This window comes from Nesterenkonia sp. AN1 (assembly GCF_000582475.1).
Taxonomy (GTDB): domain Bacteria; phylum Actinomycetota; class Actinomycetes; order Actinomycetales; family Micrococcaceae; genus Nesterenkonia; species Nesterenkonia aurantiaca.
In genome coordinates, this window is sequence record NZ_JEMO01000023.1 from 1 (window position 1) to 21,663 (window position 21,663).

At 68.7% G+C, this 21,663-nt stretch carries 20 protein-coding genes and 1 pseudogene; 8 read left to right on the plus strand and 13 right to left on the minus strand.

The features are described from left to right. The coding region (locus BG28_RS11735; protein ID WP_036477105.1) for a class I SAM-dependent methyltransferase at positions 1 to 742 on the plus strand (742 nt) is incomplete at its 5' end. 13 nt (positions 743 to 755) lie between these two features. Further along, positions 756 to 1,727, plus strand: coding sequence for a lysylphosphatidylglycerol synthase transmembrane domain-containing protein (locus BG28_RS11740; protein ID WP_036477107.1), 972 nt, complete (start codon positions 756 to 758; stop codon positions 1,725 to 1,727). A 256-nt stretch (positions 1,728 to 1,983) separates the two neighbouring features. On the opposite strand, the gene BG28_RS11745 is transcribed toward BG28_RS11740, so the two are convergent. After that, positions 1,984 to 2,463, minus strand: a complete 480-nt coding sequence (locus BG28_RS11745; protein ID WP_235181092.1) for a (deoxy)nucleoside triphosphate pyrophosphohydrolase — start codon at positions 2,461 to 2,463, stop codon at positions 1,984 to 1,986. A gap of 11 nt (positions 2,464 to 2,474) precedes the next feature. Beyond that, complete coding sequence (locus BG28_RS11750) at positions 2,475 to 2,996, minus strand: polyketide cyclase (protein ID WP_235181093.1); 522 nt, start codon at positions 2,994 to 2,996, stop codon at positions 2,475 to 2,477. A gap of 170 nt (positions 2,997 to 3,166) precedes the next feature. Between BG28_RS11750 and BG28_RS11755 the strand changes: the two genes are divergently transcribed. Next, a complete protein-coding gene (locus BG28_RS11755; protein ID WP_036477110.1) occupies positions 3,167 to 3,799 on the plus strand; it encodes a YitT family protein in 633 nt (210 codons plus the stop codon). 63 nt (positions 3,800 to 3,862) lie between these two features. On the opposite strand, the pseudogene BG28_RS11760 reads toward BG28_RS11755, so the two are convergent. From BG28_RS11760 to BG28_RS11775, 4 genes and pseudogenes are all read right to left on the minus strand, one after another. Then, a pseudogene (locus tag BG28_RS11760) lies at positions 3,863 to 4,791 on the minus strand (aldo/keto reductase family oxidoreductase). Beyond that, positions 4,788 to 5,957 (minus strand): N-methyl-L-tryptophan oxidase, encoded by a 1,170-nt coding sequence (solA, locus tag BG28_RS11765; protein WP_036477113.1) that lies wholly within the window; start codon positions 5,955 to 5,957, stop codon positions 4,788 to 4,790. Before solA ends, BG28_RS11760 begins: the two are co-directional and overlap by 4 nt. Then, positions 5,954 to 8,605: an FAD-dependent oxidoreductase gene (locus tag BG28_RS11770; RefSeq protein ID WP_036477116.1), complete on the minus strand. Its 2,652-nt coding sequence runs from the start codon at positions 8,603 to 8,605 to the stop codon at positions 5,954 to 5,956. Before BG28_RS11770 ends, solA begins: the two co-directional genes overlap by 4 nt. Positions 8,606 to 8,765: 160 nt before the next feature. Continuing rightward, positions 8,766 to 9,542, minus strand: a complete 777-nt coding sequence (locus tag BG28_RS11775) for an IclR family transcriptional regulator (protein WP_036477118.1) — start codon at positions 9,540 to 9,542, stop codon at positions 8,766 to 8,768. A gap of 155 nt (positions 9,543 to 9,697) precedes the next feature. On the opposite strand from BG28_RS11775, the gene BG28_RS11780 reads away from it, so the two are divergent. Genes BG28_RS11780 through BG28_RS11790 form a run of 3 tightly spaced genes read left to right on the plus strand, consistent with a single transcriptional unit; the run spans position 9,698 to position 12,520 of the window. After that, a complete protein-coding gene (locus tag BG28_RS11780; protein ID WP_036477121.1) occupies positions 9,698 to 10,045 on the plus strand; it encodes a bifunctional 3-phenylpropionate/cinnamic acid dioxygenase ferredoxin subunit in 348 nt (115 codons plus the stop codon). Next, positions 10,042 to 11,253, plus strand: a complete 1,212-nt coding sequence (locus tag BG28_RS11785) for an NAD(P)/FAD-dependent oxidoreductase (protein ID WP_036477125.1) — start codon at positions 10,042 to 10,044, stop codon at positions 11,251 to 11,253. The genes BG28_RS11780 and BG28_RS11785 overlap by 4 nt, the downstream gene beginning before the upstream one ends. Before the next feature lie 37 nt (positions 11,254 to 11,290). Further along, on the plus strand, positions 11,291 to 12,520 hold the full coding sequence (locus BG28_RS11790; protein WP_051501388.1) for an aromatic ring-hydroxylating dioxygenase subunit alpha: 1,230 nt from the start codon (positions 11,291 to 11,293) through the stop codon (positions 12,518 to 12,520). 35 nt (positions 12,521 to 12,555) lie between these two features. Here BG28_RS11790 and BG28_RS11795 read toward each other — a convergent pair whose 3' ends face one another. Further along, complete coding sequence (locus tag BG28_RS11795; RefSeq protein WP_036477128.1) at positions 12,556 to 14,763, minus strand: catalase; 2,208 nt, start codon at positions 14,761 to 14,763, stop codon at positions 12,556 to 12,558. Positions 14,764 to 14,913: 150 nt separating this feature from the next. Beyond that, positions 14,914 to 15,840 carry an NADP-dependent oxidoreductase gene (locus BG28_RS11800; protein WP_369797234.1) on the minus strand — a complete coding sequence of 309 codons (927 nt, stop codon included), beginning with the start codon at positions 15,838 to 15,840 and terminating at the stop codon, positions 14,914 to 14,916. A 117-nt stretch (positions 15,841 to 15,957) separates the two neighbouring features. On the opposite strand from BG28_RS11800, the gene BG28_RS11805 reads away from it, so the two are divergent. Beyond that, positions 15,958 to 16,767, plus strand: a complete 810-nt coding sequence (locus tag BG28_RS11805; RefSeq protein ID WP_036477131.1) for an aldo/keto reductase — start codon at positions 15,958 to 15,960, stop codon at positions 16,765 to 16,767. A gap of 14 nt (positions 16,768 to 16,781) precedes the next feature. Here the strand turns inward: BG28_RS11805 and BG28_RS14540 are convergent, their stop codons facing one another. The 4 genes from BG28_RS14540 to BG28_RS11825 all read right to left on the minus strand — a co-directional run bounded on the left by BG28_RS14540 (position 16,782) and on the right by BG28_RS11825 (position 19,302). Then, the gene (locus tag BG28_RS14540; RefSeq protein ID WP_051501389.1) at positions 16,782 to 17,231 is read right to left on the minus strand and encodes an N-acetylmuramoyl-L-alanine amidase; all 450 of its coding nucleotides are present in this window, start codon (positions 17,229 to 17,231) and stop codon (positions 16,782 to 16,784) included. Between the two features lie 3 nt (positions 17,232 to 17,234). After that, positions 17,235 to 18,194, minus strand: coding sequence for an aldo/keto reductase (locus tag BG28_RS11815; RefSeq protein ID WP_036477134.1), 960 nt, complete (start codon positions 18,192 to 18,194; stop codon positions 17,235 to 17,237). 14 nt (positions 18,195 to 18,208) lie between these two features. Continuing rightward, positions 18,209 to 18,427 carry a hypothetical protein gene (locus BG28_RS11820; protein WP_133726563.1) on the minus strand — a complete coding sequence of 73 codons (219 nt, stop codon included), beginning with the start codon at positions 18,425 to 18,427 and terminating at the stop codon, positions 18,209 to 18,211. A gap of 80 nt (positions 18,428 to 18,507) precedes the next feature. Beyond that, entirely contained in the window at positions 18,508 to 19,302 is a 795-nt protein-coding gene (locus tag BG28_RS11825) for a sulfite exporter TauE/SafE family protein (protein ID WP_036477139.1), read from the minus strand. A 92-nt stretch (positions 19,303 to 19,394) separates the two neighbouring features. Here BG28_RS11825 and BG28_RS11830 point away from each other — a divergent pair, with 92 nt between their 5' ends. Then, entirely contained in the window at positions 19,395 to 20,051 is a 657-nt protein-coding gene (locus BG28_RS11830; RefSeq protein ID WP_036477142.1) for a hypothetical protein, read from the plus strand. Between the two features lie 7 nt (positions 20,052 to 20,058). Here the strand turns inward: BG28_RS11830 and BG28_RS11835 are convergent, their stop codons facing one another. After that, positions 20,059 to 21,663 carry a cryptochrome/photolyase family protein gene (locus BG28_RS11835; RefSeq protein ID WP_036477144.1) on the minus strand — a complete coding sequence of 535 codons (1,605 nt, stop codon included), beginning with the start codon at positions 21,661 to 21,663 and terminating at the stop codon, positions 20,059 to 20,061.

The following is a 21,663-nucleotide window of genomic DNA, read 5'->3' on the forward strand; positions in this document are numbered from 1 at the left end:
GTCCGCCTCGGCATCCGACTCGGGCCCCGCCGCGGCAGCCGCCGCGGTGCATGTCATCGACGTCGGGGCCGGCACCGGCTCCAACCAGGCCTGGCTGGCCCCGCGGCTGGCGGTGGCGCAGCGCTGGACGCTGCTGGACCATGACGCGGATTTGCTCGAGGTCGCCGCGGAGGATCCCTCCGCCGCTGGTCCGGGCGAGACCACTCGGGTGCTGGGCACCATTGAGGATCTCCCGAGCCTGACCCATGGTGCAGAGATCCAGCTGGTGACCTGTTCGGCCCTGCTGGACCTGCTGCGCCCCAGCGAGGCCGAGGTGCTCGCCGATGCGATCGCCGGCCCCGAAGCCGGAGCTCATGTCACGGCGCTGCTCAGCCTGACGGTGACCGGGCAGGTGGAGATCGCGCCGGGCCACCCCAGCGACGCCGTGATCACCGAGGCCTTCGATGCCCACCAGCGCCGCGACGGCCTGCTCGGGCCCGACGCCGCGCAGACCGTGGCGCAGCTGCTGCGCGATCGCGGCGCCGAGGTGACGCTGAGTGCCACCGACTGGGCGCTGGACTCCACCGAGGCGGCGCTGATCCAGCGGTATCTCGGGGACCGCGCCGCGGTGGCCGTGGAGCACGATCCCTCGCTGGCGGGCCTGGCGCAGGAGTGGGTCTCCGCGCGCGAGGCTGAGCTCTCGGCGGGCGAGCTGCGGGTCCACGTGGGGCACCTCGACCTGCTGAGCCTGCCAGGCACCTGAACCCGGTGACCCGATGAGCCTGGACCAGCGCAGCCAGATCACCCGCCGCGGACACACCGCGGTGTTCGCCGTCCTACAGGTCGCGATCACGGTGGGGATCTTCAGCTTCCTCGTCGCCCAGTGGGGCATGAATCCGTTCATGGACGCATTCCGGCTGCTTCCGCTGTGGATCTTTCCGGCTGCGATGCTGCTCGGAGGCGTCGGTGTGCTCACACAGGCACTGCGCTGGCGCGTGATCGCGAGGCATCATCAGATCAGCGTCGGCGTAGGCCCCGCGGTCGCCCGCTGCTGGCAGGCGGCGTTCCTCAACGGGGTGCTCCCCGGAGGTCTGGCCGGTGACGCGCTGCGCGCCGCCGATGACAGCAGCGACGCCGAGGTCCAGGCCGGTGGCAGCGCCTTGCGTCGGGCCTTCGCCGCCATGGCTGCGGAACGCCTGATGGGCACCGCGGTGGCGTTCATCGCCGCAGGCCTGGCCCTGCTGGTGCTCGCCCCGTTCGTCGGGCTCGCCGCCCTGGGCGTGGCGACCGTCGCCGTCGTCGTGGCCTGGAGGTGGCTCAAGCCGCTCTCCCGCGGAGACCTCCTCCAGGTGGTCCTGCTCTCCGCCGCCGGGTGGGCGGCCTTCGCCACGCTTTTCGCTCTCACGATTCTCGCCGTGACCCCCAGCATCCCGCTGGCCTGGGCGCCGGGATTGGCCGCGGTCGCGATCGCCGGAATGTCCGTGCCGCTGGGATTCGGCGGCTGGGGACCTCGAGAGGCGGCCGCCGCCTGGGTGTTCTCACTGGCCGGTGTCGCCCCGCATCTGGGCGTGACCGCCTCGATCAGCTATGGCCTGCTCGCCCTGGCCTCCACGCTTCCCGGGGCGATCATCCTGGCGCTGCGGGTGATGCCGCGACTGGAGCGCGCCCGAATGGTCAGGCATCAGCGCGACGGCGGGGACCCCGGAGCGGACCCGAGGCGGCGCGATCCCATCGAACCTGCGTTCTGACAGTTTCCTCACAGGAAGCCTCAATAGGATCTGTCTTCGATAGCTGAACCTGGACGCTTGCCGGGTCGTAGAATAGGTGTTCTAATGGCTTTGCGCGATGGGAAGCGCGATGCGCGCAGAAGCCCTCCTCACTGCTTCTGCGCGCATCTCCCCCATACGATGAGCGCCCGGCTCCGCAAACCCGACTCAGTGAACCCGACTCAGTAGACCCAGTCCAGGGGACCCGGTTCAGCAAACGCGGCTGAGGACTCGCCGCCTATGAATCGCGATCCCGCAGCAGCTGTTCCACGATCGGGCGATCCGCCGGGATCCACGGGTAGTCCAGCAGCCGGGAGGTGACCGGCACCCAGTCCACCCGGTCGTGGTCCTGGAGGGGGAACGGCTCGCCGGCGAGGACCTCTCCGCGGAAGAGCCGCATCGCGGTCGTCTCCTTCAGCCACCAACCAGCCTCGGCCACGTAGCTTCCATGACCCCGCCCGATGACCTCGGCCTGCAGGATCACCTCGACGCCGAGCTCCTCCCTGAGCTCCCGGTGCAGACCCTGGTGCAGAGTCTCCCCGGACTCAAGCTTGCCGCCCGGAAACTCCCACATGCCGGCAACCGATTCCGGGGAGGTTCTGCGGGCGATGAAGAGCTCGACCTCGTGCCCGGGGCGCCGGCGCATGAGCGCGGCGGCGACCACGGTCTTGGTGAACTGCGCGGCGGCGGTGAACTGCGGGACGGTCTGGCTCTCCATGGAGCCCAAGCTTAGGCGGAGGTCTCCACCACTGCCTTCAGGCGCGCAATGGAGCGGGCCAGCATTGCGGAGCTGGTGGACTTCGCCCGCGCGAGGCGCGACTCGTCATGGAGCTGGGACCAGTCGTAGGTGTGCGTGACCTCGGTGCCTCCGTCCTCGGTGGACGCCAGGGACCAGCGCCACAGGTGACCGGCCGGCGCCTCTCCGATGGTGGAGGGCTTCCAGGCGATGAGCTGGCCCTCTGAGAACTCCACCACATGGTTCTCGCGCACCTTGCCGTTGGTGAGCTCCATGCGGAAGACGTCGCCGACGTCGTGCACCCGCTGACCGGCCTCGGCCTGGGCGAGATTGTCGTTTCCGTCGAACTCGACCTGCAGGGCCGGGTCGGCGAGGAACTCGAAGACCACCGCGGGCAGCGCGGCGATGACCTCGCGCGCGCAGACCACACGTCCGCAGAACTCGGGGTCATAGGAGAGATCCTCTGCGCCATTCTCGCCGTACTGAGCCGCATGGGCAGGTGTCACAGCATCCATGGGGATGTCCTCGATTCGCCGTTGAAGTCTGGAATCCTCAGCTTACGCCGCCGCAGCTGGACGGCGTCTACAGATGAATCCCATCCGATGCCCCTGAGCCGCCGTGATGGTGCTCACTTCCCGCGCTCTTGCGCGCAGGACCGCATGGGAGCGGCTATAGGCTGACGCTCATGTCCGGATCCCAGAACGTTCCTCCTTGGCCAGAGGACAGCACCATCCCACATTCCCCGGCCGAGGATGTCTTCGGCGTCCTGATCGGCACCTTCCTCGCCTCGCTGGGCCTCTACGTGCTCCAGCAGTCTGAGGCCGTGACCGGAGGCACCGCCGGATTGGCGCTGCTGTTGACCTACGCCACGCCGTTGAACTTCTCCTGGCTGTTCCTGCTGGTGAACGTACCCTTCTTCGCACTGGCCATCTGGAAGAAGGGGTGGGGCTTCACCCTGAAGACCGTCGCCGCAGTCGCGATCGTCTCGGGCTATGCGCTGCTGCATGAACCGATGCTGGGCCTGGACGAGCTCAACCCGCTCTACGGGGTGCCGGCGGGCAACATCTTGATCGGCTTGGGCCTGCTCGCGATCTTCCGCCATGGCGCGAGCCTGGGCGGGTTCAACATCGTGGCACTCATCGCCCAGGAGCGGCTGGGGCTGCGCGCCGGGTATGTACAGATGAGCCTGGACGTGGTGGTGATCCTGCTGGCGCTCACCGTCGTCGCCCCGCTCAACGTGCTCTACTCCGCGCTCGGCGCGGTGCTGCTGAACCTGGTCCTGGCGCTGAACCACCGCCCCGGACGCTACCGCGCCTGAGCTGCCACCCGCCCTATTCCGGAAGGCTGGGCTCAGGGCGGCGGACTCCTTGTCGCAGGTGGGTCAGGGAAGCCTGTGCCCGGCGGCGACCAGCAGCTCGTACCATTCACGACGCGAGAGCCTGACCTCAGATCCCGCTGCGGCCTCTTCCACCCGGGCGCCTGGGTGGTGCCCAGCACCACCTGGATATCGGCGGGGTGCCGGGTCAGCCAGGCGGTGGCGATGCCGGTGGGGGTGACCCCGTGGCGCTGCGCCAGTCGGGCCAGCACCGCATTGAGCTCGGGGTAGTCCGGGTTATCCAGGAAGACGCCGCTGGGTGACTGATACGGCGACCAGGCCTGAAGCGTGATCGCGTGCCGGCGGCAGTACTCGACGATGTCGGCGCCGGCGGGTGTGACCGTCCCGGTGCCACCGAGGGTATTGGCCTGCGCGCCCTCGGTGAGGATCGGCGCATGGACCAGGGAGAGCTGCATCTGGTTCACCACCAGCGGCTGGGTCACCGCGGTGCGCAGCAGCTCGATCTGGCCCACGGTGTGGTTGGAGACCCCGAAGTGGCGGACCTTCCCGGCGGCCTGGAGCTCATCGAAGGCGCGGGCGACCTCCGCGGGCTCCACCAGCGGGTCGGGACGGTGCAGGAGCAGGATGTCGAGGTGGTCGGTCTGCAGCGCCCGCAGCGATTCCTCCACCTCGGTGACGATGTGCTCATAGGAGAAGTCGTAGAAGGGCCCGTCCGTCACGATGCCGACCTTGGACTGGATCAGCACCTCCTCGCGCTCGGCGCCGGTGAGCTTCACAGCCTCGGCGAAGCGCCGTTCGCAGGTGTGCGGGGCGCCGCCGTAGATGTCGGCGTGGTCGAGGAAGTCCACCCCTGCCGCTCGGGCACGGTCGTAGAGCTCCCGGATCTGCTGGTCGGTCTTGTCTGCGATCCGCATCAGTCCCAGCACCAGTTGAGAGGCGGAGAGTTCGGCGGCAGGCAGGTCGATGGTCCTCATCCCTGCAGACTACTGCGCTGCGGGTCGAAGAGCTCGATGGGGTGCGCGGTGTCCCCTTTCAGCGCCAGATCGGCCAGGATCTCCCCGACCACCGGCACGAACTTGAAGCCGTGGCCGGAGAAGCCGCAGGCCACCGAGACCTGCGGGTGCTCCGGGTGCAGCCCGATGACGAAGTGTTCATCCGGTGTCACCGTGTACAGACAGGTCTTGGCCTGGACCAGCTCGCCACTGAGGTGCGGGAAGAGCTCCCGCGCGCGGGCCTGCATGCGCGCATTCTCCGCCGGCTGGATGCTGCGATCGATGGTGTTCGCAGTGGTCGGGATGCCTTCGCGGAAGAAGCCGAGCTTGAAGCCTCCCTGCGGCCCGTCGGTCATCGGGAACCCGTAGATCTGAAGATTCTCGCAGGTCTGCTCCACGTAGACCGGGTGATGCTCCTGGTTCCAGGCCGGGTAGGGGACCGCGTCGAAGTCCGGGGCGAACCAGTGGAAGACCATCCGCTCCACGCTGAGCGGAAGCCGCATCCCCGCGAGCAGCTCCGGTGCCCAGGCACCGGGGGTGATCACCAGCCGGGCTGCCCGGTAGTTCCCCGCGTCGGTGCGCACGGTCACCCCGTCGCCGTTGGCAGACCACCAGCGCACCTGCTCCTCGAAGTGCAGCTCGGCGCCCTTGCGCGCGGCGACCTCGGCGTTGGCGCGCACCGTCTCCTCCGGACGCACATAGCCGGCGTTGGCCTCATAGAGGCCCATGGCCTCATCCTGCGGGTCCATGGTGGGGAAGCGTTTCCGGATCTGCGCGGCGGTGAGCACCTCGTGTTCGAGTCCGTGCTCCAGGGCCGCCGCATGGGAGCCGGCAAAGGTCTTGGACTCCGGGTGCCCGATGTAGATGCCGCCGCAGAGCCGCATCAGGTCACGGCCGGACTCCTCCTCGAGCTTGCGGAACCCGGCGTAGGAGCTGAAGAGCAGCGGCACATAGGCGGAGTCCTCGAAATAGGACTGCCGGATGATCCTGCTCCCGCCGTGAGCGGAGCCCTGGTCATGTCCCGGTCGATAGGTCTCCAGTCCCAAGACGTTGGCTCCGCGTTCGGCGAGCGCGTTCGCCGCCGCACCACCCATGGATCCGAGTCCGATCACGATCACGTCATAGGAGTGCGATCCCGACATGCTCATCCCCTCATTCTGGTGCCGCGGGGGTCGAAGCGCGGTTCCGCGGCGAGGACGGCGGCCAGCCGTTCACCGAAGTACTCGATCTCCACCGGATCCCCGATGCTGTGCGCCCCGCCCTCCAACCAGGCGTAGGCGATGGACTCCCCCACCGTATATCCCTGGTCCGCGCTGGTGACGTAGCCCAGCGGCTCGGCGCCGTCGGGGGCGAAGACCGGCTCGTGCCCGAGGACTACGCGTGCCGGGTCCTGGAGCACCAGGCACTGCAGACGACGCCGCGGCACCACCGTGCCGGACGCGGTTGCCCCGGGTTCGGGGGCCCCGGACTCGGTCCTGCCCAGCGCGGCGAGCTTCTCGGCGGCCTCCCCTGCGACGGCGAAGGCCACCCCGGCCTCGAGCGGCGTGTGCTCGCGGGTCATGTCGACCCCCCAGAGCCGGAAGCCCTTCTCCAGCCGCAGACTCTCGAAGGCCCGGCGTCCCACCGGTCGGATCTGCTGGGCCTGACCAGCCTGGTTCAGCGCGTCCCAGAGGAATCCGCCGAACTCCGCCGGGGCGTAGAGCTCCCAGCCGAGCTCCCCGACGTAGCTCAGCCGCAGCGCGAGCACCGGGACGCCGGCCACTCGCAGCTGCCGGGCGCGGTAGAACTTGAAGTCTTCATCGGCGAGGTCCTCCTCGACGAGGCTCTGCAGCACGGTGCGGGCCTGCGGTCCCCACAGGCCCAGCCCGCAGGCGCCGGTGGTCGCGTCGGTCAGCTGCACGCCATCCTCGGTGGCCGAGTGGTGTTCGGCGATCCGGGCCTGCAGCCAGGCGGTGTCCAGCGGACCGTTGATGCCCAGGTGGTAGCTCTGCGGCCCGGTGCGCGCCAGGGTGATGTCGGAGAGCACCCCGCCGCCCTCATCGAGCAGCAGCGCGTAGACGATGCCGCCGACGGCCTTGCTCGGTCTCCGGCTGAGCAGACCGCGGGCATGCAGGTCCAGCAGGAAACCGGTGGCGCCGTGCGTATCGGGATGCGCCGCGGAATGAGCTGCGGCGTCGTCGTCGGTGCTGGGCCCTGCGCTGTGCAGCTGCAGCCGCGGCAGCGAGGACATGTCCACCAGCCCGACGTGCTCGCGCAGGTGCCGCGCCTCTCGGGCGACGATCGGGCTCCAGTGCCTCGCGCTCCAGGCGTCCCGGTCAGACAGCGGCTGGTCACCCAGGTGCGCCTCGCCCAGGGACTGGTTGGACTCGAACCAGAGCGGCCGCTCCCAGCCTGCGGCGGACTCGAAGACCGCGCCGAGGTCCCGATGCCGGGAGTGGAACGCGGAGCTGCGCAATCCCCTCATCTTCAGCGTGCTGGCCTTGGGATGGATCACGTCGTAGACCTCGTCGTAGGACTCCTCGCCCTGCTCGCGGGCCCACCTGGACGAGACCACCGCGGGGTCGAAGCGGCTCAGGTCCAGAGAGTGGGTGTCGATGCCGGGGTCTCCGGTGGTCATCCAGTCCGCCATCACCTGCGCCACTCCAGCGGACTGGGTGACCCAGACCGATTGGGCCATCCACAGTCCTGCGGTGCCCGGCACGGGGCCCAGCAGCGGCCCGCCGTCGGGGGTGAAGGAGAAGATCCCGTTGAAGCTGCGCGCGGTGTCCAGCCCCGCCAGGCCCTCCCCGCTGCCGACCAGGCCGGGCAGCAGCCGCTGCGCCTCGGCCCAGGTGGGGGCGAAGTCCTCGGCGGTGAAGGGGTGCACGGCCGGATGGATCCCGGTGCGGGCGAAATCCTCTGCGCCGGCGATCTGTTCCGGGGCCACCGGGAGCGGACGATGTTCGTAGGCGCCCACGGCGATCCGATCCCCCCACTCGCGCAGATACATCGCGAAGTCCTGGTGCCGCAGCATCGGCTTCACCACCTCGGTGGCCGCATCGACCCCGGTGGAGCTCGGCAGGCTGAACCCGAATCCGTGCTCCACTGGCAGCATCGGCAGCGCGATCCCCAGCTGGTCGCGCGCCATCCCCGGTCCCCAGAGCCCGGTGCAGAGCAGGACGATGTCTGCGGGCAGGATCTGGGTCGCGCCCGGTCCGGTGCCATGCGCCTCGACGGGGCGGATCTCGACGCCGGTCACCTTGGAGCCGGTCGTGTGCACCGCGCTCACCCGAGTCCAGGGCAGCAGCCTGGCTCCCCCGGCCTGGGCTCTGCGGGCCTGGAACTCCACCGCCCGGACACCCTTGACCACCGCATCGGTCGGGGTGTGCAGCCCGCCGAGCAGAGAGCTGGTGTCCAGCCCGGGCCACAGCGCAGCGATCTGCTCCGGGGAGATCAGCTCGGCCGGCACTCCCCAGGCCTGCGCGAGGCCCAGTCGACGGCGCAGCTCGTGCAGTCGCGCCTCGGTGCTGGCCAGCTCGATGCCGCCGACCCGCTTGGAGACCCACTCCCCGTTCACGTCCAGGCCGTCGAGCTTGTCCAGGGTGCGCTGCGCCAGCTGCGTCATCGCCCGGTTCGGGGAGGTCTGGAAGACGAATCCCGGCGCGTGCGAGCTGGAGCCGCCGGTCTCGAACAGCGGGCCCTGTTCCACGACGCTGACATCGGTCCAGCCGCGCAGCACCAGCTCATCGGCCACCGCGGCCCCGACCACCCCGAGGCCCACGATCACCACCCGCGGACCCTTGGAGTGCTGCGCCATCCTGTGCTCCCTCGTCCGCCCAACGGTTCTGCCGACATCTGGCAAGTGTTGCTTAATACGCACTACTACTGTGTATTACGCACCAGCCTAGGTTGACTTGGGGAACGGGACAAGAGCCTGGTCGAAATTGACCCGTTGGACACGAGTCCCGTGGACCCGGTCAGCCGCCAGACTCTCGCGGTCCGGGCAGGTATCCCAGGCGGGACTCCAGCTGCCCGGCGGCCTCGCGCAGCATCTGGACATGCTCGGCGAAGGCGGACTCCGGGAGTCGGAAGGCCGGCGCAGTGGTGGAGAAGGCCGCCACCACGGCACCCTGCGGTCCGCGCACCGGCACCGCCAGGGCATTGATGCCCTCCTCCCACTCGGCCACCGCGGAGGCCCAGCCGCGCGCACGCACCGCCGCGAGCTCGGCGGCGAGCACCTCGGGTGAGGTGATGGTGGAGGCTGTGAAGGCCTCCAGGGGTGCGGCCAGCACCTGCTCCTGCTCGGCTGCGGGAGAGCAGGCGAGCAGCACCTTGCCGGTGGAGGTGGCATGCAGCGGCGCGCGCTGACCGACGTATTGCCGGGCGACGCCGACCATCCGCTGGCCCACCGTCTGCGTGATGGTCACCGCATATCCGGCATCCAGGATCGCGACGTTGACCGTCTCGTTCAGCGAGGCTGCGGCGGCGTCACAGCATGCCTGGGCATCACGGGAGAGATCCACCCGAGCGGTCACCGCACTGGCCAGACGCAGCAGCCCGAACCCGAGCCGGTACGCACCCCGCTGACCCTCCTGTTCGACCAGGTCATGGGTCTCCAGGGTGGCCATCAGCCTCGAGGCTGTGGAGCGGTGAACCTGCAGCCGGCGTGAGATCTCGCTGACACTCAGCGGCGATTCTGCGCTGAGCAGCTGCAGGATCTGCGCGGCGCGATCCACCGATTGGACTTCGCTCATGTCGGAACCCCCGGTTCGTTTCGTGCGGATGAATTCGTCTTCAATTTCGGCAAACCCCTTGACGCCCCCTCGGGGACCTCTTGCATACTTTTGTTGTGCAACACGAACGCTGTTGCACTATATGCAACAGTATCCCTGAGTGGCGGTGAAGGCAATTGAGTTTCCGAGCCTGTTCCATCAACGACCTGGTTCCCGGTGAAGGGCTGCGGGTCACCAGCGTGAGTCCACCGATCGCCGTGTTCCTCACCGAGGAGGGCACCGTCCACGCCCTGGATGACACCTGCACCCATCAAGACGCCTCCCTCGCGGCGGGCTGGGTGGAGAACTGCCGCGTGGAATGCCCGCTGCATGAGAGCACCTTCTCGCTGAGGACCGGGGAGGTGGATCAGCCCCCGGCCAAGCGGGGCGTGCGGGCGCATCAGGTCACCGTCCAGGACGGAGAGGTCCTGGTGGAGCTCTCCACGGCAGTCCCGCAGCTGCCTCCGGGGGTGGAGGTCGCATGAGCCTCGCCCCGGACGCTCACCTGCTCATCATCGGCGCCGGTCTCGCCGGCTACTACACCGCGCGTCAGATGCGGACCCAGGGTCATACCGGTCCGATCACGGTCCTCGGTGCGGAGGCGCATCCTGCCTATGACCGCCCGGCCCTGAGCAAGGCCTATCTGTGCGGCACCACGGATCTCTGCGACCTCTACCTCGATGACCCCGCCGACCCGCTGGATGTGCGCTGGGTCAGATCCGATGCGGTCGTCGGGCTCTCCACCGAGCCGCTGGGGGTCCGGACCGCCTCGGGCACCTTCTACCTGGGCGATGCGGTGGTCATCGCCACCGGCGCCGAGGCCCGACGCCTGGGCGGGCATGCGATCCGCTGTGTGGAGGATGCCGCCGCGCTGCGAGCCGCCCCGCTGGCGGGCGCCCGGGCTGGCGGTGATCGGGGGCGGGCGTTCCTGGCCCTGGAGACCGCCGCGACCTGCACCACCCGCGGGGCGGGCAGCGTCACGGTCATCGCCGGGGAGGAGCTGCCGGGTCTGCGTCGGCTGGGCCAGCCGGTGGCTCAGGCGCTGCACCGGCTGCATGAGCAGCACGGCGTGCGCTTCCTCGGTGCCGCCCGCGCGCTGAGCGTGACCCCGGCGGGGCACGCAGAGCACCCGGAGCACGCAGAGCACCCAGGGTCGCCGGAGCACGTCATCACGCTCAGCGACGGCCGCAGGATCGAGGCCGATGTCGTGATCAGCGCCGTCGGCGCAGTCCCGGCCACGGCGTGGCTGACCCGCAGCGCGCTCGCCCTGGACCCCGAGACTCAGGCGGTGCTCACCGATGACACCGGCTTCACCGGGATTCCTGGGATCTGGGCGGCAGGAGACTGCGCGCTGTGGGCGGCTCAGCGGACCGGGCTGCGCCCGGTGGGGCACTGGCAGGAGACCGTGGACCAGGCCCAGGCGCTGACCTCGGCGATGCTCGGCGGTGTCCCCTCCCCCATGCAGGAGCCCTACCTGTGGTCAGACCAGCATCATGTGACCATCCAGGCAGCCGGGATGCTCGCCCTCGCCGATGAGGTCCAGGTGCTGGCGGGAAGCATCGAGGCCGGCGATCTGCTGGTGAGCTACCTGCGCGAGGGCACCGAGATCGGCATCCTGGGCATGAATCGGCTCCGCGAGGTGGTGCGCTGGCGTCGGGCACGCCGGATCCGCCCCGCAGCGCTGGCCGCCTGAACACCACAGCCCCGAGCCCCAGAAGAAGGACGCACCGATGATCATCGACCAGCTCGACACCCCGCTGACCGGCAGCTCGCTGAGGCCGACCCCCGCCGGTGCGGCCTATACCGACGCAGGCATCTTCAGCAGCGAGCAGGCGGAGATCTTCGAGAAGATGTGGAACGCCGTGCTGCGCGTGGAGAGCCTGGTGAGCCCGGGACAGTGGCGCACGATCACCGTGGGCCGCGAGGAGATCATCGTGGTGCGCACCCGCAAGGCCGGGATCAAGGCGTATCTCAACGTCTGCCGGCACCGCGGCATGCGGGTCTGCACCACTGCCGAGGGCAGGTCCAAGACCCTGCAGTGCGGGTACCACGCCTGGACCTACGCGCTGGAGGGCGAGCTGGTCGCCGCCCCGAACCTGACCTCGATGCCGGACGTGGATCGCGGCGAATACGGGCTCAAGACCGTGCACGTGCGCGAATGGCTGGGCTACATCTGGGTCTGTGTCACCCCTACCCCCGGCGACTCCGCCGCAGGCGCCGGCGGCTCGGCCCCGGGTGCCGCGGCCTCGGACCCCTCCGCCCCGCCGTCGTTCGAGGAGACCGTGATGGCGGAGGTCTCCACCCGCTTCGGTGAGGTCCAGAGCCTGGAGAACTATGACATCGAGGGGTTGCGGGTCGGTGAGACCCGGCGCTACGAGGTGGCGGCGAACTGGAAGCTGATCATCGAGAACTTCATGGAGTGCTATCACTGCGCGACCATCCACCCCGAGCTCACCGAGGTGATCCCGGAGTTCGCCGAAGGGTGGGCCTCCCAGGCCAAGGACGAGATCCACGGCGCCTCCTTCGGCGCGCAGGTGCAGGGCTTCACGGTGGACGGCTCGGCCGGCGTCGCGGCGCTGCCGGCCATCGCGCCGGAGCAGGACCGCAAGTACTACGCCATCACGGTGCGCCCGCAGGTGTTCATCAACACGGTGCCGGATCACGTGATCTTCCACCGGATGTACCCGGTCTCGGCGTCTAAGACGATCGTGGAATGCGACTGGCTGTTCCTGCCCGAGGTGGTGGAGCAGAATATGGACGTCTCACGGTCGGTGGAGCTCTTCCACCGGGTCAACCTGCAGGACTTCGAGGCCTGCGAGCAGACTCAGCCCTCGATGTCTTCTCGGGCTTACCACGACGGCGGGGCGCTGGTCCCCAGCGAGCATCACATCGCGGAGTTCCATCAGTGGTGGGCGGACCGGATCGGCGCACAGCTCGGCCCCTCCGCCAAGCCTCGGTGAGGTCTCGCGAAGGGGCCGAACGGGTGCTGCTGGGATCAGGCGAAGCGCTCCCAGGCGCGGTGGGCACCCATGAGCGTGAACAGCTCGTCCGTGAGCTTCTCTGGGGCGCCCACCAGGACGCCGGGCGCCGTGGCGGAGACGCCGCTGGCGCTCAGCAGCGGTGTGCCCTCGGGGAACACCACCGATTTGCCGTGGCGGTAGGCCTCGGCGGCCATCAGCGTCAGCCGCGGATCGACCTTCGGGTCTCCCGTGGGGTCACCGAGCTTGTGATCAGTCTCCGGGCTGGCCCCGGCCGCGCCGGCAGCGGTCGCGGTGAGGAAGATGATCGCGTCGAACTCGATGGATCGTGCGGTCAGGTAGGTCCGCTGGACCGGGGTGCCGTCGGAGAGCGGCGCACCGGTGGGCGCGACCACCAGCGGCACCATGTCTTGGGCGTCGATGGCCTTGCGGATCTTCTGGATCGCGTCGATGTCACTGGTCTCATCGACCACGACGCCTACCAGCCGGCCCTCGATCGGCCAGGTTCCGCCGATCTGGGACAGCGTGGGGCTGAGCACCTCTGGCTCCACCGGGGCCTGCAGCGGCTCGGGCACCGGTAGGCCGAGGCCCTCGGCGACACCGGCCGCGAGGTCCGCGTCGATGTGGGTCAGCTGCTGCAGCTGGCGCGCCTTGATGGTGGGCTCGTAGCACTTGGCCAGCTCGAAGGTGTAGGCCTGGATCACGTGCAGCTGCTCGGTGCGGGTGAGGCTGCGGAAGAACATCGTGACCTGGGTGTAGTGGTCATCGAAGCTCTGCGGGTTCGCGCGCAGCTTCACGCTCTGCGCCACGGGCTCCGGGAAGTCGATCAGCGCACTGGGCGCCTCTGACTCGGAGGAGCTGTCCTTGACCGGGTACGGGTTGCCGCCGTCGAAGGAGTTCGGGTGGTACGGAGCGATTCCGGCGTGATCCGCGGTCTGGTGGTAGCCGTCGCGGAGCATGTCGTTGACCGCCGCGCGGGGTCGGTTGATCGGGATCTGCGCGAAGTTCGGGCCGCCCAGGCGGGTGATCTGGGTGTCCAGGTAGGAGAACAGCCGGGCCTGCAGCAGCGGGTCGTTGGTGACCTCGATGCCGGGGACCAGGTGTCCCGGGTGGAAGGCCACCTGCTCGGTCTCGGCGAAGTAGTTCTGCGGGTTCGCGTTGAGCGTCATCTTCCCGAGCATCTGCACCTCGGCGAGCTCCTCGGGGATGAACTTGGTGGGATCCAGCAGGTCGATGCCTTCGAACATCTGGTCCTCGGTGTCCGGAAAGACCTGCACACCGAGCTCCCATTCGGGGAAGGCGCCGGCCTCGATGGCGTCAGCGAGGTCCCGGCGGTGGAAGTCCGGGTCCACGCCGTTGGTCATCAGCGCCTCTTCCCAGGTGATCGAGTGCACGCCGAGCTTGGGCTTCCAGTGGAACTTCACCAGCGAGGATTCACCTTCGGCATTGATCAGCCGGAAGGTGTGCACCCCGAAGCCTTCCATCATGCGCAGCGAACGCGGGATGCCGCGGTCGGACATGTTCCAGATGGTGTGGTGCTGGGCCTCGGTGTGCAGCGAGACGAAGTCCCAGAAGGTGTCGTGGGCGCTCTGCGCCTGCGGGATCTCCCGGTCCGGGTGGGGCTTGCCGGCGTGGATGACGTCTGGGAACTTGATCCCGTCCTGGATGAAGAACACCGGGATGTTGTTGCCGACGAGGTCGTAGTTGCCCTCCTCGGTGTAGAACTTCGTGGAGAAGCCACGGGTGTCACGCACCGTGTCGGCGGAGCCGCGGCTGCCCAGCACGGTGGAGAAGCGGGTGAACACCGGGGTGGTCGACTTCTCGGCGAGGAACTTCGCCTGAGTCAGGTGACCGGCGGTGCCGTAGGACTCGAAGACGCCGTGGGCGGCGGCGCCGCGGGCGTGGACCACGCGCTCCGGGATCCGCTCGTGATCGAAGTGCATGATCTTCTCGCGCAGATGGTGGTCCTGCAGCAGGGTGGGCCCCCGGCTGCCGGCCTTCAGCGAGTGGTCGGTGTCGCGGACGCGGGCGCCCTGCGCGGTGGTCAGGTGCTTGCCCTGCTGGACGCGTCCGGTGTCGCTGCCGGGCACCTCGGCGCCGGTCGGGCTGACCGGCGCGGCGGCGCGCTGGTCCTGCTTGGGCGGCAGCGGCTTGCGCGGCTGAACTGGCTGGCCGTCCGTCGGGGGTTCGGCCTGTGGTGCGCCTGGGATGTGGATGTCGTTCATCGGAACTCTTCTCTGTGGTGGTAGACCAGAGCTGGTCTCACAGAAGAACCGGTTGGTCCTCTCCCCCTGGGATGAGACCTCACGTGATCAGGTTATCGCGCAGGCTGCAGGTCGGCGCGCAGCTCGAGGCCCGCGCCGACCCGCGGCTGTTCAGCGGGTGGTATCGATGAGGATCTTGCCGTTGGCCCCTGACTGGTTGGCCTTCATGGCGGCGGCCGACTCTGCCAGCGGGAAGACCCGGTCCACGGCCACGCGCAAGGTGTCTGCGGCGACCTTCTCCAGCAGTGTGCTCAGCCGATCTCCGTCGGGGCGGACCCAGATCCAGTGCCCGCCGTGGTCTTCGACGGAGGGATCCGCCACGGAGATGTGCCGGCCGCCCTCGGTGAGCACTGCCAGCGTGTCCTGAAGCACCTCGCCGACGAAGTCCGCCACGGCGGTCACGCCCTGGGGCGCGGCCTCGCGGACCCGATCGGTCAGGCCTTCGCCGTAGGTCAGCGGGGTCACCCCGATCTCGCGCAGCTTCGCGTGGTTGCGCTCGGAGGCGGTGCCCAGCACGGTCGCCCCACGCTCCACGGCGAGCTGCGCGGCCAGGTGGCCCACCCCGCCGGAGGCGGCGTGGATCAGCAGCGTGTCCTCGGCGGTGAGCTCCAGGGTCTCCAGCGAGCGCAGCGCGGTCAGTCCGGCCAGCGGCAGTCCGGCGGCGGAGTCGAAGTCGACACCCTCCGGAATGCGGGCCACGGAGGCCGCAGGCACCGAGACGTACTCGGCGTAGGTGCCGCCGTGGATGAAGTCCTTGCGGGCGTAGGAAGCGACCCGGTCACCGACGGAGAACTCCGGCACGTCGGGCCCGATGGCCTCAACGACGCCGGAGACGTCCCATCCCGGGATCACCGGGAAGACCACGTCCATAAGCTGATCAAGCCCGCCGGACATCAGCTTCCAGTCCACCGGGTTCACCGAGGCGCGTTCAATCTTGATCAGGACAGCTCCTGGTGCCACCTTCGGCAGCGGGAGGTCGGTCAGTTCGAGGGTCTGGGGGTCGCCGTATTCGGCATAGCTCATTGCACGCATGATCATGGCAACCGCCTGGTGAACGGTTTCTATTCCTCGCCGGCTCTGTCCAGAACCGATCAGGATCCGAGCGATCACAGCGCAAGAGGTGAGCAGCCTCGTCGGCACGCGTAGGCTCTGGGCATGATCACGCTCAACTCAGGAATCCAGATGCCGGAGATCGGTTTCGGCACCGGCAAGGCCACCCCGGACGCGATGGTGGCCGCGCTGCATGCTGGTTACCGGCTGCTCGACACCGCGCAGATGTACGGCAATGAGGCCGAGGTCGGCGAGGCGGTCAGGCGCTCCGGGGTCGAGCGCGCGGAGGTCTTCGTCACCACGAAGCTGAACAACGGCAACCATGACCCCGAGGCCGTCCGCGAGACCTTTGCCGAGTCATTGGAGACCCTGGGCTTCGAGTATGTGGACCTGTTCCTGATGCACTGGCCTATGCCGATGCTGGACATCGACTATGCGGACACCTGGTCGGCCATGCTGGAGCTTCTCGAGGACGGACGGGCCCGCGCCGTCGGGGTCTCGAACTTCCAGCCGGCTCAGCTTGAGCGTCTGATCGAGGCCACCGGTGTCACACCGGCGGTGAACCAGATCGAGATGCACCCCTACTTCCCCAACGAGGAGATCCGTCGGTTCTGCCAGGAGCGCGGGATCGTGGTGCAGGCTTGGAGCCCGCTGGCCCGCACGGATCAGTTCGCCGATCCGGTGCTCACCGAGATCGCGCAGCGACTCGGGGTCACCCCGGCGCAGGTGATGCTGCGCTGGCACCTGCAGCGCGGCGTGGTCGCGATCCCGAAGAGCAGCAGCCCGGAGCGGATCGCGTCGAACCGGGATATCTACGGCTTCGTCCTCAGCGAGCAGGATATGGCCGCCATCGCCACCTTGGACCAGGGCGAGGACGGCCGCCGAGGCGGTCACCCGGACACCTTCACCGGCTGAACGCCCGGCGTCGGTCACATCTGGGCGGCGGTGCGGTCCCGGATGTACTCCCAGTCCACGGCGCCCGGGCAGGCGGTGGGGACCACTGAATCGTGCGGGACGATGGCGGTGAGCGGGTTCAGGTTGAACTGGCGGCACAGCGTCAGGCAGCGGGCGATGGACATGTTCAGCGTCTGCGTCGTCGGCGGCCGCTCGGGGGTCGCGGAGTGCTCGATGCCGATGCTGCGCTGGTTGAAGCCGAAGTTCCCGGAGTGCCAGGCGGTGTTGTGCACGCTCACATACTGATGGATCCGCCCTTCACCGATCCCGTAGTGCGCGCTGACCTGGGAGTCTGGGTTCAGGAAGGTCGCGTCGCAGGCTGCCAGGTTGCCCACGATGTAGTGGATGACGATGCGGTCCACCGCCACGCCGCCCCGGCCCACGGTGCGGTTCGGGGAGGTCTTCCAGATCACGTTCTGCGTCACGGGTCAGTTCTCCATATCGTGTGAAACGGCGGTGAGCGCGTCCGCGTCCTGCGCGGACAGTTCAAGCTGAGCTCCGGCGAGCAGAGCCGGCAGCTGTCCCGGGGTGCGGGCACTCGCGATCGGGGCCAGGACCTGCGGGCGGGTCCGCAGCCAGGCCAGCGCCACGGTGGACATCTCGACCTCGAGCCGCTGGGCGATCTCATCCAGGGTGTCCAGGACCCGTACGCCGGACTCCGAGAGGTACTTCCCGGCCATTCCGGCTCGAGCCGCCCCGTCGAGATCCTCCCGGCGGCGATACTTCCCCGCCAGGAAGCCTGAAGCCAGGGCGAAGTACGGCATCACGGCAAGGCCTTCCTGCTGCGCCACGGCGCGCCTGCCGGCCTCGAAATCACGGCGGTGCACAAGGTTATAGTGCGGCTGCAGCGCCACCGGCAGGCTCGCCCCGGTGCGCCGAGCGATCTCGAACCAGGCACCGATCCGCTCAGGCGTGTAGTTCGAGAGCCCCACGGCGCGGATCTTGCCTGTGGCGCGCAGCTCCTCGAAGGCGCCGACGGTCTCCTCCAGCGGAGTCTGCTCGTCGTCGAAGTGCGCGTAGTAGAGGTCTATGTGATCGGTCCCAAGGCGTCGCAGCGAGGCCTCGGCGGCGGCGGCCACGGTCTTCGGGGCCAGCCCCTTGAACTCCGGGTGCTGGCTGACCTTGGTCGCGAGGACGACGTCGTCCCGTTGGCCGCGCGTGGCCAGCCATTCACCCAGGATCGTCTCGGATTCGCCGCCGCGATTGCCCTCGACCCAGGCCGAGTAGCTGTCCGCGGTGTCGAGGAAATTGCCGCCGGCGGCGACGTAGGCGTCGAGCACCGCGAACGAGGTCTCCCGATCGCTGGTCCAGCCGAACGTGTTGGTGCCCAGGCACAGACCCGAGACGGCGAGGTCGGAGTGGCCCAGAACCTTCCGGGCTCCGATCATCGGGGGGACGGCGATCAGAATCCCCTCCCCAGCGGGCAGCCGAGGTTGTTCGCGGGATTCTGCTGCTTGCGCGTCCGGTCATACTCGGTGGGCCGACGCCGCATGCGCGGACTTGGTCGGGTGCGGAACCGACGCGGAGACGCCGAGGCGGGCAGCGCGGAGACGAGGGTGACACCTGCGGCCGCAGCGCCGGTGGCGGCGGCGGTGATCATAGTGCGACGGGAAAGATGCATTCCCGCAACCTACCGGGAGCCCAGATCGTCGACAAACACAACCTTCCAGGGCCTGTTCAGCCCCACAGAATCGCCCCAGGTCAGAGCAGCAGGTTCACAGCGCCGACGGCGGTGAGCCCCAGGACCAGACGTTCGAACACCGTCTGGGAGATCCGTCCCGCGATCCAGCGGCCGAGGAACGCGGCGACCACGACCAGGGGCACCAGCACCAGGACCACGCTGAGGATCTGGGTGTTCAACAGCCCGAGCCCGATCTGGAACGGGACCTTCACCAGGTTCACCGCGAAGAAGAAGAAGGCCGCGGTGCCCAGGAAGGTCTTGACCTCCAGACGCTTCGCCAGCAGATACATGCTCATCACCGGTCCCCCGGCGTTGGCCACCATGGTGGTGAAGCCGCCGAGCCAGCCGTAGCCGAAGGCCGCCGCGCGGGACCCGCCGCGGTGGCTCCTCGCCTGTTCCCGCTGCCCCTGCTGCCTCCACTGTTCCCCGCGCCCACCCTGTTTCGGCTTATCCCGGCGTCGTCGGAGCAGCGTGAAGACCAGCAGTCCCAGCAGGATCGCGCCGATCACTCGACGCACCGCGGCGTCGGAGGCGACACCGAGGAACACCGTGCCCACGGCCACGCCGAGCAGCACCGGTGAGATCAGCCTGCGCAGGAGCACCCAGTCCACGGTCTTGCGGTACATCGAGATCGCGAAGAGGTCCCCGACGATCAGCAGCACCAGCAGCGCCGCGGTGGACTCGCGCGCCGGCAGGGCCATGGCGAACAGGACGACGGCGAGCGTGCCACCGCCGGGCAGCGCCGTCTTGGAGAGCCCCACCACCAGCGCCCCAGCCCCGAGCAGCACCCAGCTCAGCGCGTCCAATTCGACCATCGGGACAGCCTATAGACTCCGCGCAGGGCCGAAACGCCGAAGCCCGCTGCTGACGGCCTCGGCAGAACTGCAAAGAAGGGAGGGTGACCCGCATGGCTGCACCACCGGTGAGCGAGAACGCCATCATCGCCAGCCTGTTCTTCGCCATCGGGGTCGGGCGGACCCCTGACTCCGAGTCCCCCGAGCTCACCGAGGAGCTCCGGGAGACGGTCACCAAGATGTTGCAGGACCAAGGTGCAGCAGGCGGCGCACCGGAGGCGCTCGAAGCTGTGCGCGCCGGTCGCGATGCGGTGACCCGCGACCCGTCGCTGAGCCTGTCTGCACAGAGGTACCAAGAGCTGCGCAGCCAGTTCCTCACCGCCCAGACAGCGGCACCGGGCCGGGGAAGAAATGTCTGGCCCGTCGGCACCAGCACCATCCTCAAGCGCGCGTCCGGCTCCTGGAGTGCCGCACTGCAGAACGTGGGCCTGGCGGCCTCGAGCCGAGCCAGACCCTCCGGGTTCGGGACGGCGAGGTTCTCCCACGAGCAGTTCCGGACGGCGCTGCGCGACTTCACGGCTCAGGGCGCCGGTGCGGGTTTCACCACCAGCTACCAGAGCTACGTGGACTGGCGGAAGCTCCAGCAGCAGCAAGGACGCACCGACCTGCCCTCGGGCGCCAGCATCCGCAACACCTACGGCAGCTGGAGCGCCGCCCTGGAGCAGGAAGACACAACACCGCCCGCTGAGGCCTCCCCGAACCGCAGCTGACCCGGGGTCACCCCGGTGAGCGCAGCAGCCGGCTGGCCTTCCCGGGTGCCAGCAGTCGCTGAGCCTGATCGTGATGCGCCCGTCGCTTCTCCTGGTCCATCTTCTCCAACAGCGAGACCACCATCCGGGCGCGCGGGTTGGCCTCGAAGACCTCGCGATGATCCCGGATGAACGTCCAATAGAGACCGTCCCAGGCATCGGCCCAGTCCCCCGGCGGGAGATCGGACATCTTGCGCAGGTAGTTGCTGCCCGAGACGTAGGGCTTGGTGGTGATCGCCTCCCCGGCCGCGAACTGACTCATCGCGTAGACATTGGGGACCATCACCCAGTCGTAGGCGTCGATGAAGAGCTCCATGAACCACTCGTAGACCGCGTCCGGGTGGATCCTCAGCAGCGACATCGCGTTGCCCAGCACCATCAGGCGTTCAATGTGATGGGCATATCCGGTGGCAAGCACGCGGGAGATCACCAGGTCCACCGGGGCCAGGCCGGTGGACGCGTCCCACCAGCCCGCCCCCAGCGCGTTGCGGTGCTCGAGCCGATTGGCGCTGCGCAGCTGCCGGCCCCGGGTGCGGTAGGTCGCGCGCATGTATTCCCGCCAGCCGATGACCTGCCGGATGAATCCCTCCACAGAGGCCAGCGGCGTGGACTCATCGGCGGCCTCCAACACCGCATCCACCACCTCGCGGGGATCCAGCAGTCCGATGTTCAGCGCCGGAGTCAGCAGTCCGTGGGCGATGAACGGGTGCTCGGCGGAGATCGCATCCTCGTAGGGGCCGAAATCGTTCAGCCGCTGCTGGACGAACTCGCGCAGGTGCTCTCGTGCCTCCTGCGCGCTGGTGGGCCAGGCGAACAGTCCCGGATCTCCCGGGGCATCGGGAAACTCCTCACGCACCCAGGCGATGGCGCGCTCGACGTCACTTCCGCCCTCCTCGACCGGGCTGTCCTGGGGTGCACCGTCCTCACCGGTCAGCGCGTCCAGATCGAACATCGACTCACGCTGCAGGATCGGGTGGTCCGCGAAACGCCCCACGCGGGGTGGGGTGTACCCGCGCGGGAGCTTCTTGCGGTTCTCCGCGTCGAAGGACCACTTCCCACCGACCGGTTCTCCCTCGGAGTCGAGCAGCAGCTTGAACCGGCGGCGCTGCCAGACGTAGAAGTCATGCATCCGAGCGGGGTGTGCTGCGAACCAGTCATCGACCTGCGTGCGGCTGGTCAGGAAGTTCGGGGTCTCCAGCACGTCCTGGCTGCGCAGCCAGCAGCCGCCCTCTTCCAGGGCGGCGCGCAGATCCTGTTCCAGCCAGTCATCGACCAGGTCATAGACGCTCATCTGTTCCGGGGCCAGCTCCTGGATCAGTTCCACCAGCTGCGTGTGGGAGCTGCGCTCGGCATGGCTGCGCAGCACCTTCACCTGATGGCCGCGGGCTCGCAGCCGCCGCGCGAAACGGTCCATCGAGGCGCAGTGCAGCACCAGCTTCTGCGCGTGGAAGGAGTACTGCCGGAACATCAGGTCATGTTCGATCAGCACGAACACCGTGTCAGGGTCGGCGTCGAGGTGTTCCTCGAAGAGCTGATGCGGCAGCACCAGTCGCAGGGCCGGGGAGCTCGTCAT

Coding starts and splice junctions, on each gene's coding strand:
- solA (WP_036477113.1), bottom strand. CDS start 5,957: ATGAGCATGTCGGGATCGCACTCCTATGACGTGATCGTGATCGGACTC.
- BG28_RS11790 (WP_051501388.1), top strand. CDS start 11,291: ATGATCATCGACCAGCTCGACACCCCGCTGACCGGCAGCTCGCTGAGG.
- BG28_RS11820 (WP_133726563.1), bottom strand. CDS start 18,427: ATGCATCTTTCCCGTCGCACTATGATCACCGCCGCCGCCACCGGCGCT.
- BG28_RS11835 (WP_036477144.1), bottom strand. CDS start 21,663: ATGACGAGCTCCCCGGCCCTGCGACTGGTGCTGCCGCATCAGCTCTTC.
- BG28_RS11805 (WP_036477131.1), top strand. CDS start 15,958: ATGATCACGCTCAACTCAGGAATCCAGATGCCGGAGATCGGTTTCGGC.
- BG28_RS11740 (WP_036477107.1), top strand. CDS start 756: ATGAGCCTGGACCAGCGCAGCCAGATCACCCGCCGCGGACACACCGCG.
- BG28_RS11825 (WP_036477139.1), bottom strand. CDS start 19,302: ATGGTCGAATTGGACGCGCTGAGCTGGGTGCTGCTCGGGGCTGGGGCG.
- BG28_RS11750 (WP_235181093.1), bottom strand. CDS start 2,996: ATGGATGCTGTGACACCTGCCCATGCGGCTCAGTACGGCGAGAATGGC.
- BG28_RS11795 (WP_036477128.1), bottom strand. CDS start 14,763: ATGAACGACATCCACATCCCAGGCGCACCACAGGCCGAACCCCCGACG.
- BG28_RS11755 (WP_036477110.1), top strand. CDS start 3,167: ATGTCCGGATCCCAGAACGTTCCTCCTTGGCCAGAGGACAGCACCATC.
- BG28_RS11800 (WP_369797234.1), bottom strand. CDS start 15,840: ATGATCATGCGTGCAATGAGCTATGCCGAATACGGCGACCCCCAGACC.
- BG28_RS11745 (WP_235181092.1), bottom strand. CDS start 2,463: ATGGAGAGCCAGACCGTCCCGCAGTTCACCGCCGCCGCGCAGTTCACC.
- BG28_RS11785 (WP_036477125.1), top strand. CDS start 10,042: ATGAGCCTCGCCCCGGACGCTCACCTGCTCATCATCGGCGCCGGTCTC.
- BG28_RS11775 (WP_036477118.1), bottom strand. CDS start 9,542: ATGAGCGAAGTCCAATCGGTGGATCGCGCCGCGCAGATCCTGCAGCTG.
- BG28_RS11815 (WP_036477134.1), bottom strand. CDS start 18,194: ATGATCGGAGCCCGGAAGGTTCTGGGCCACTCCGACCTCGCCGTCTCG.
- BG28_RS11770 (WP_036477116.1), bottom strand. CDS start 8,605: ATGGCGCAGCACTCCAAGGGTCCGCGGGTGGTGATCGTGGGCCTCGGG.
- BG28_RS11830 (WP_036477142.1), top strand. CDS start 19,395: ATGGCTGCACCACCGGTGAGCGAGAACGCCATCATCGCCAGCCTGTTC.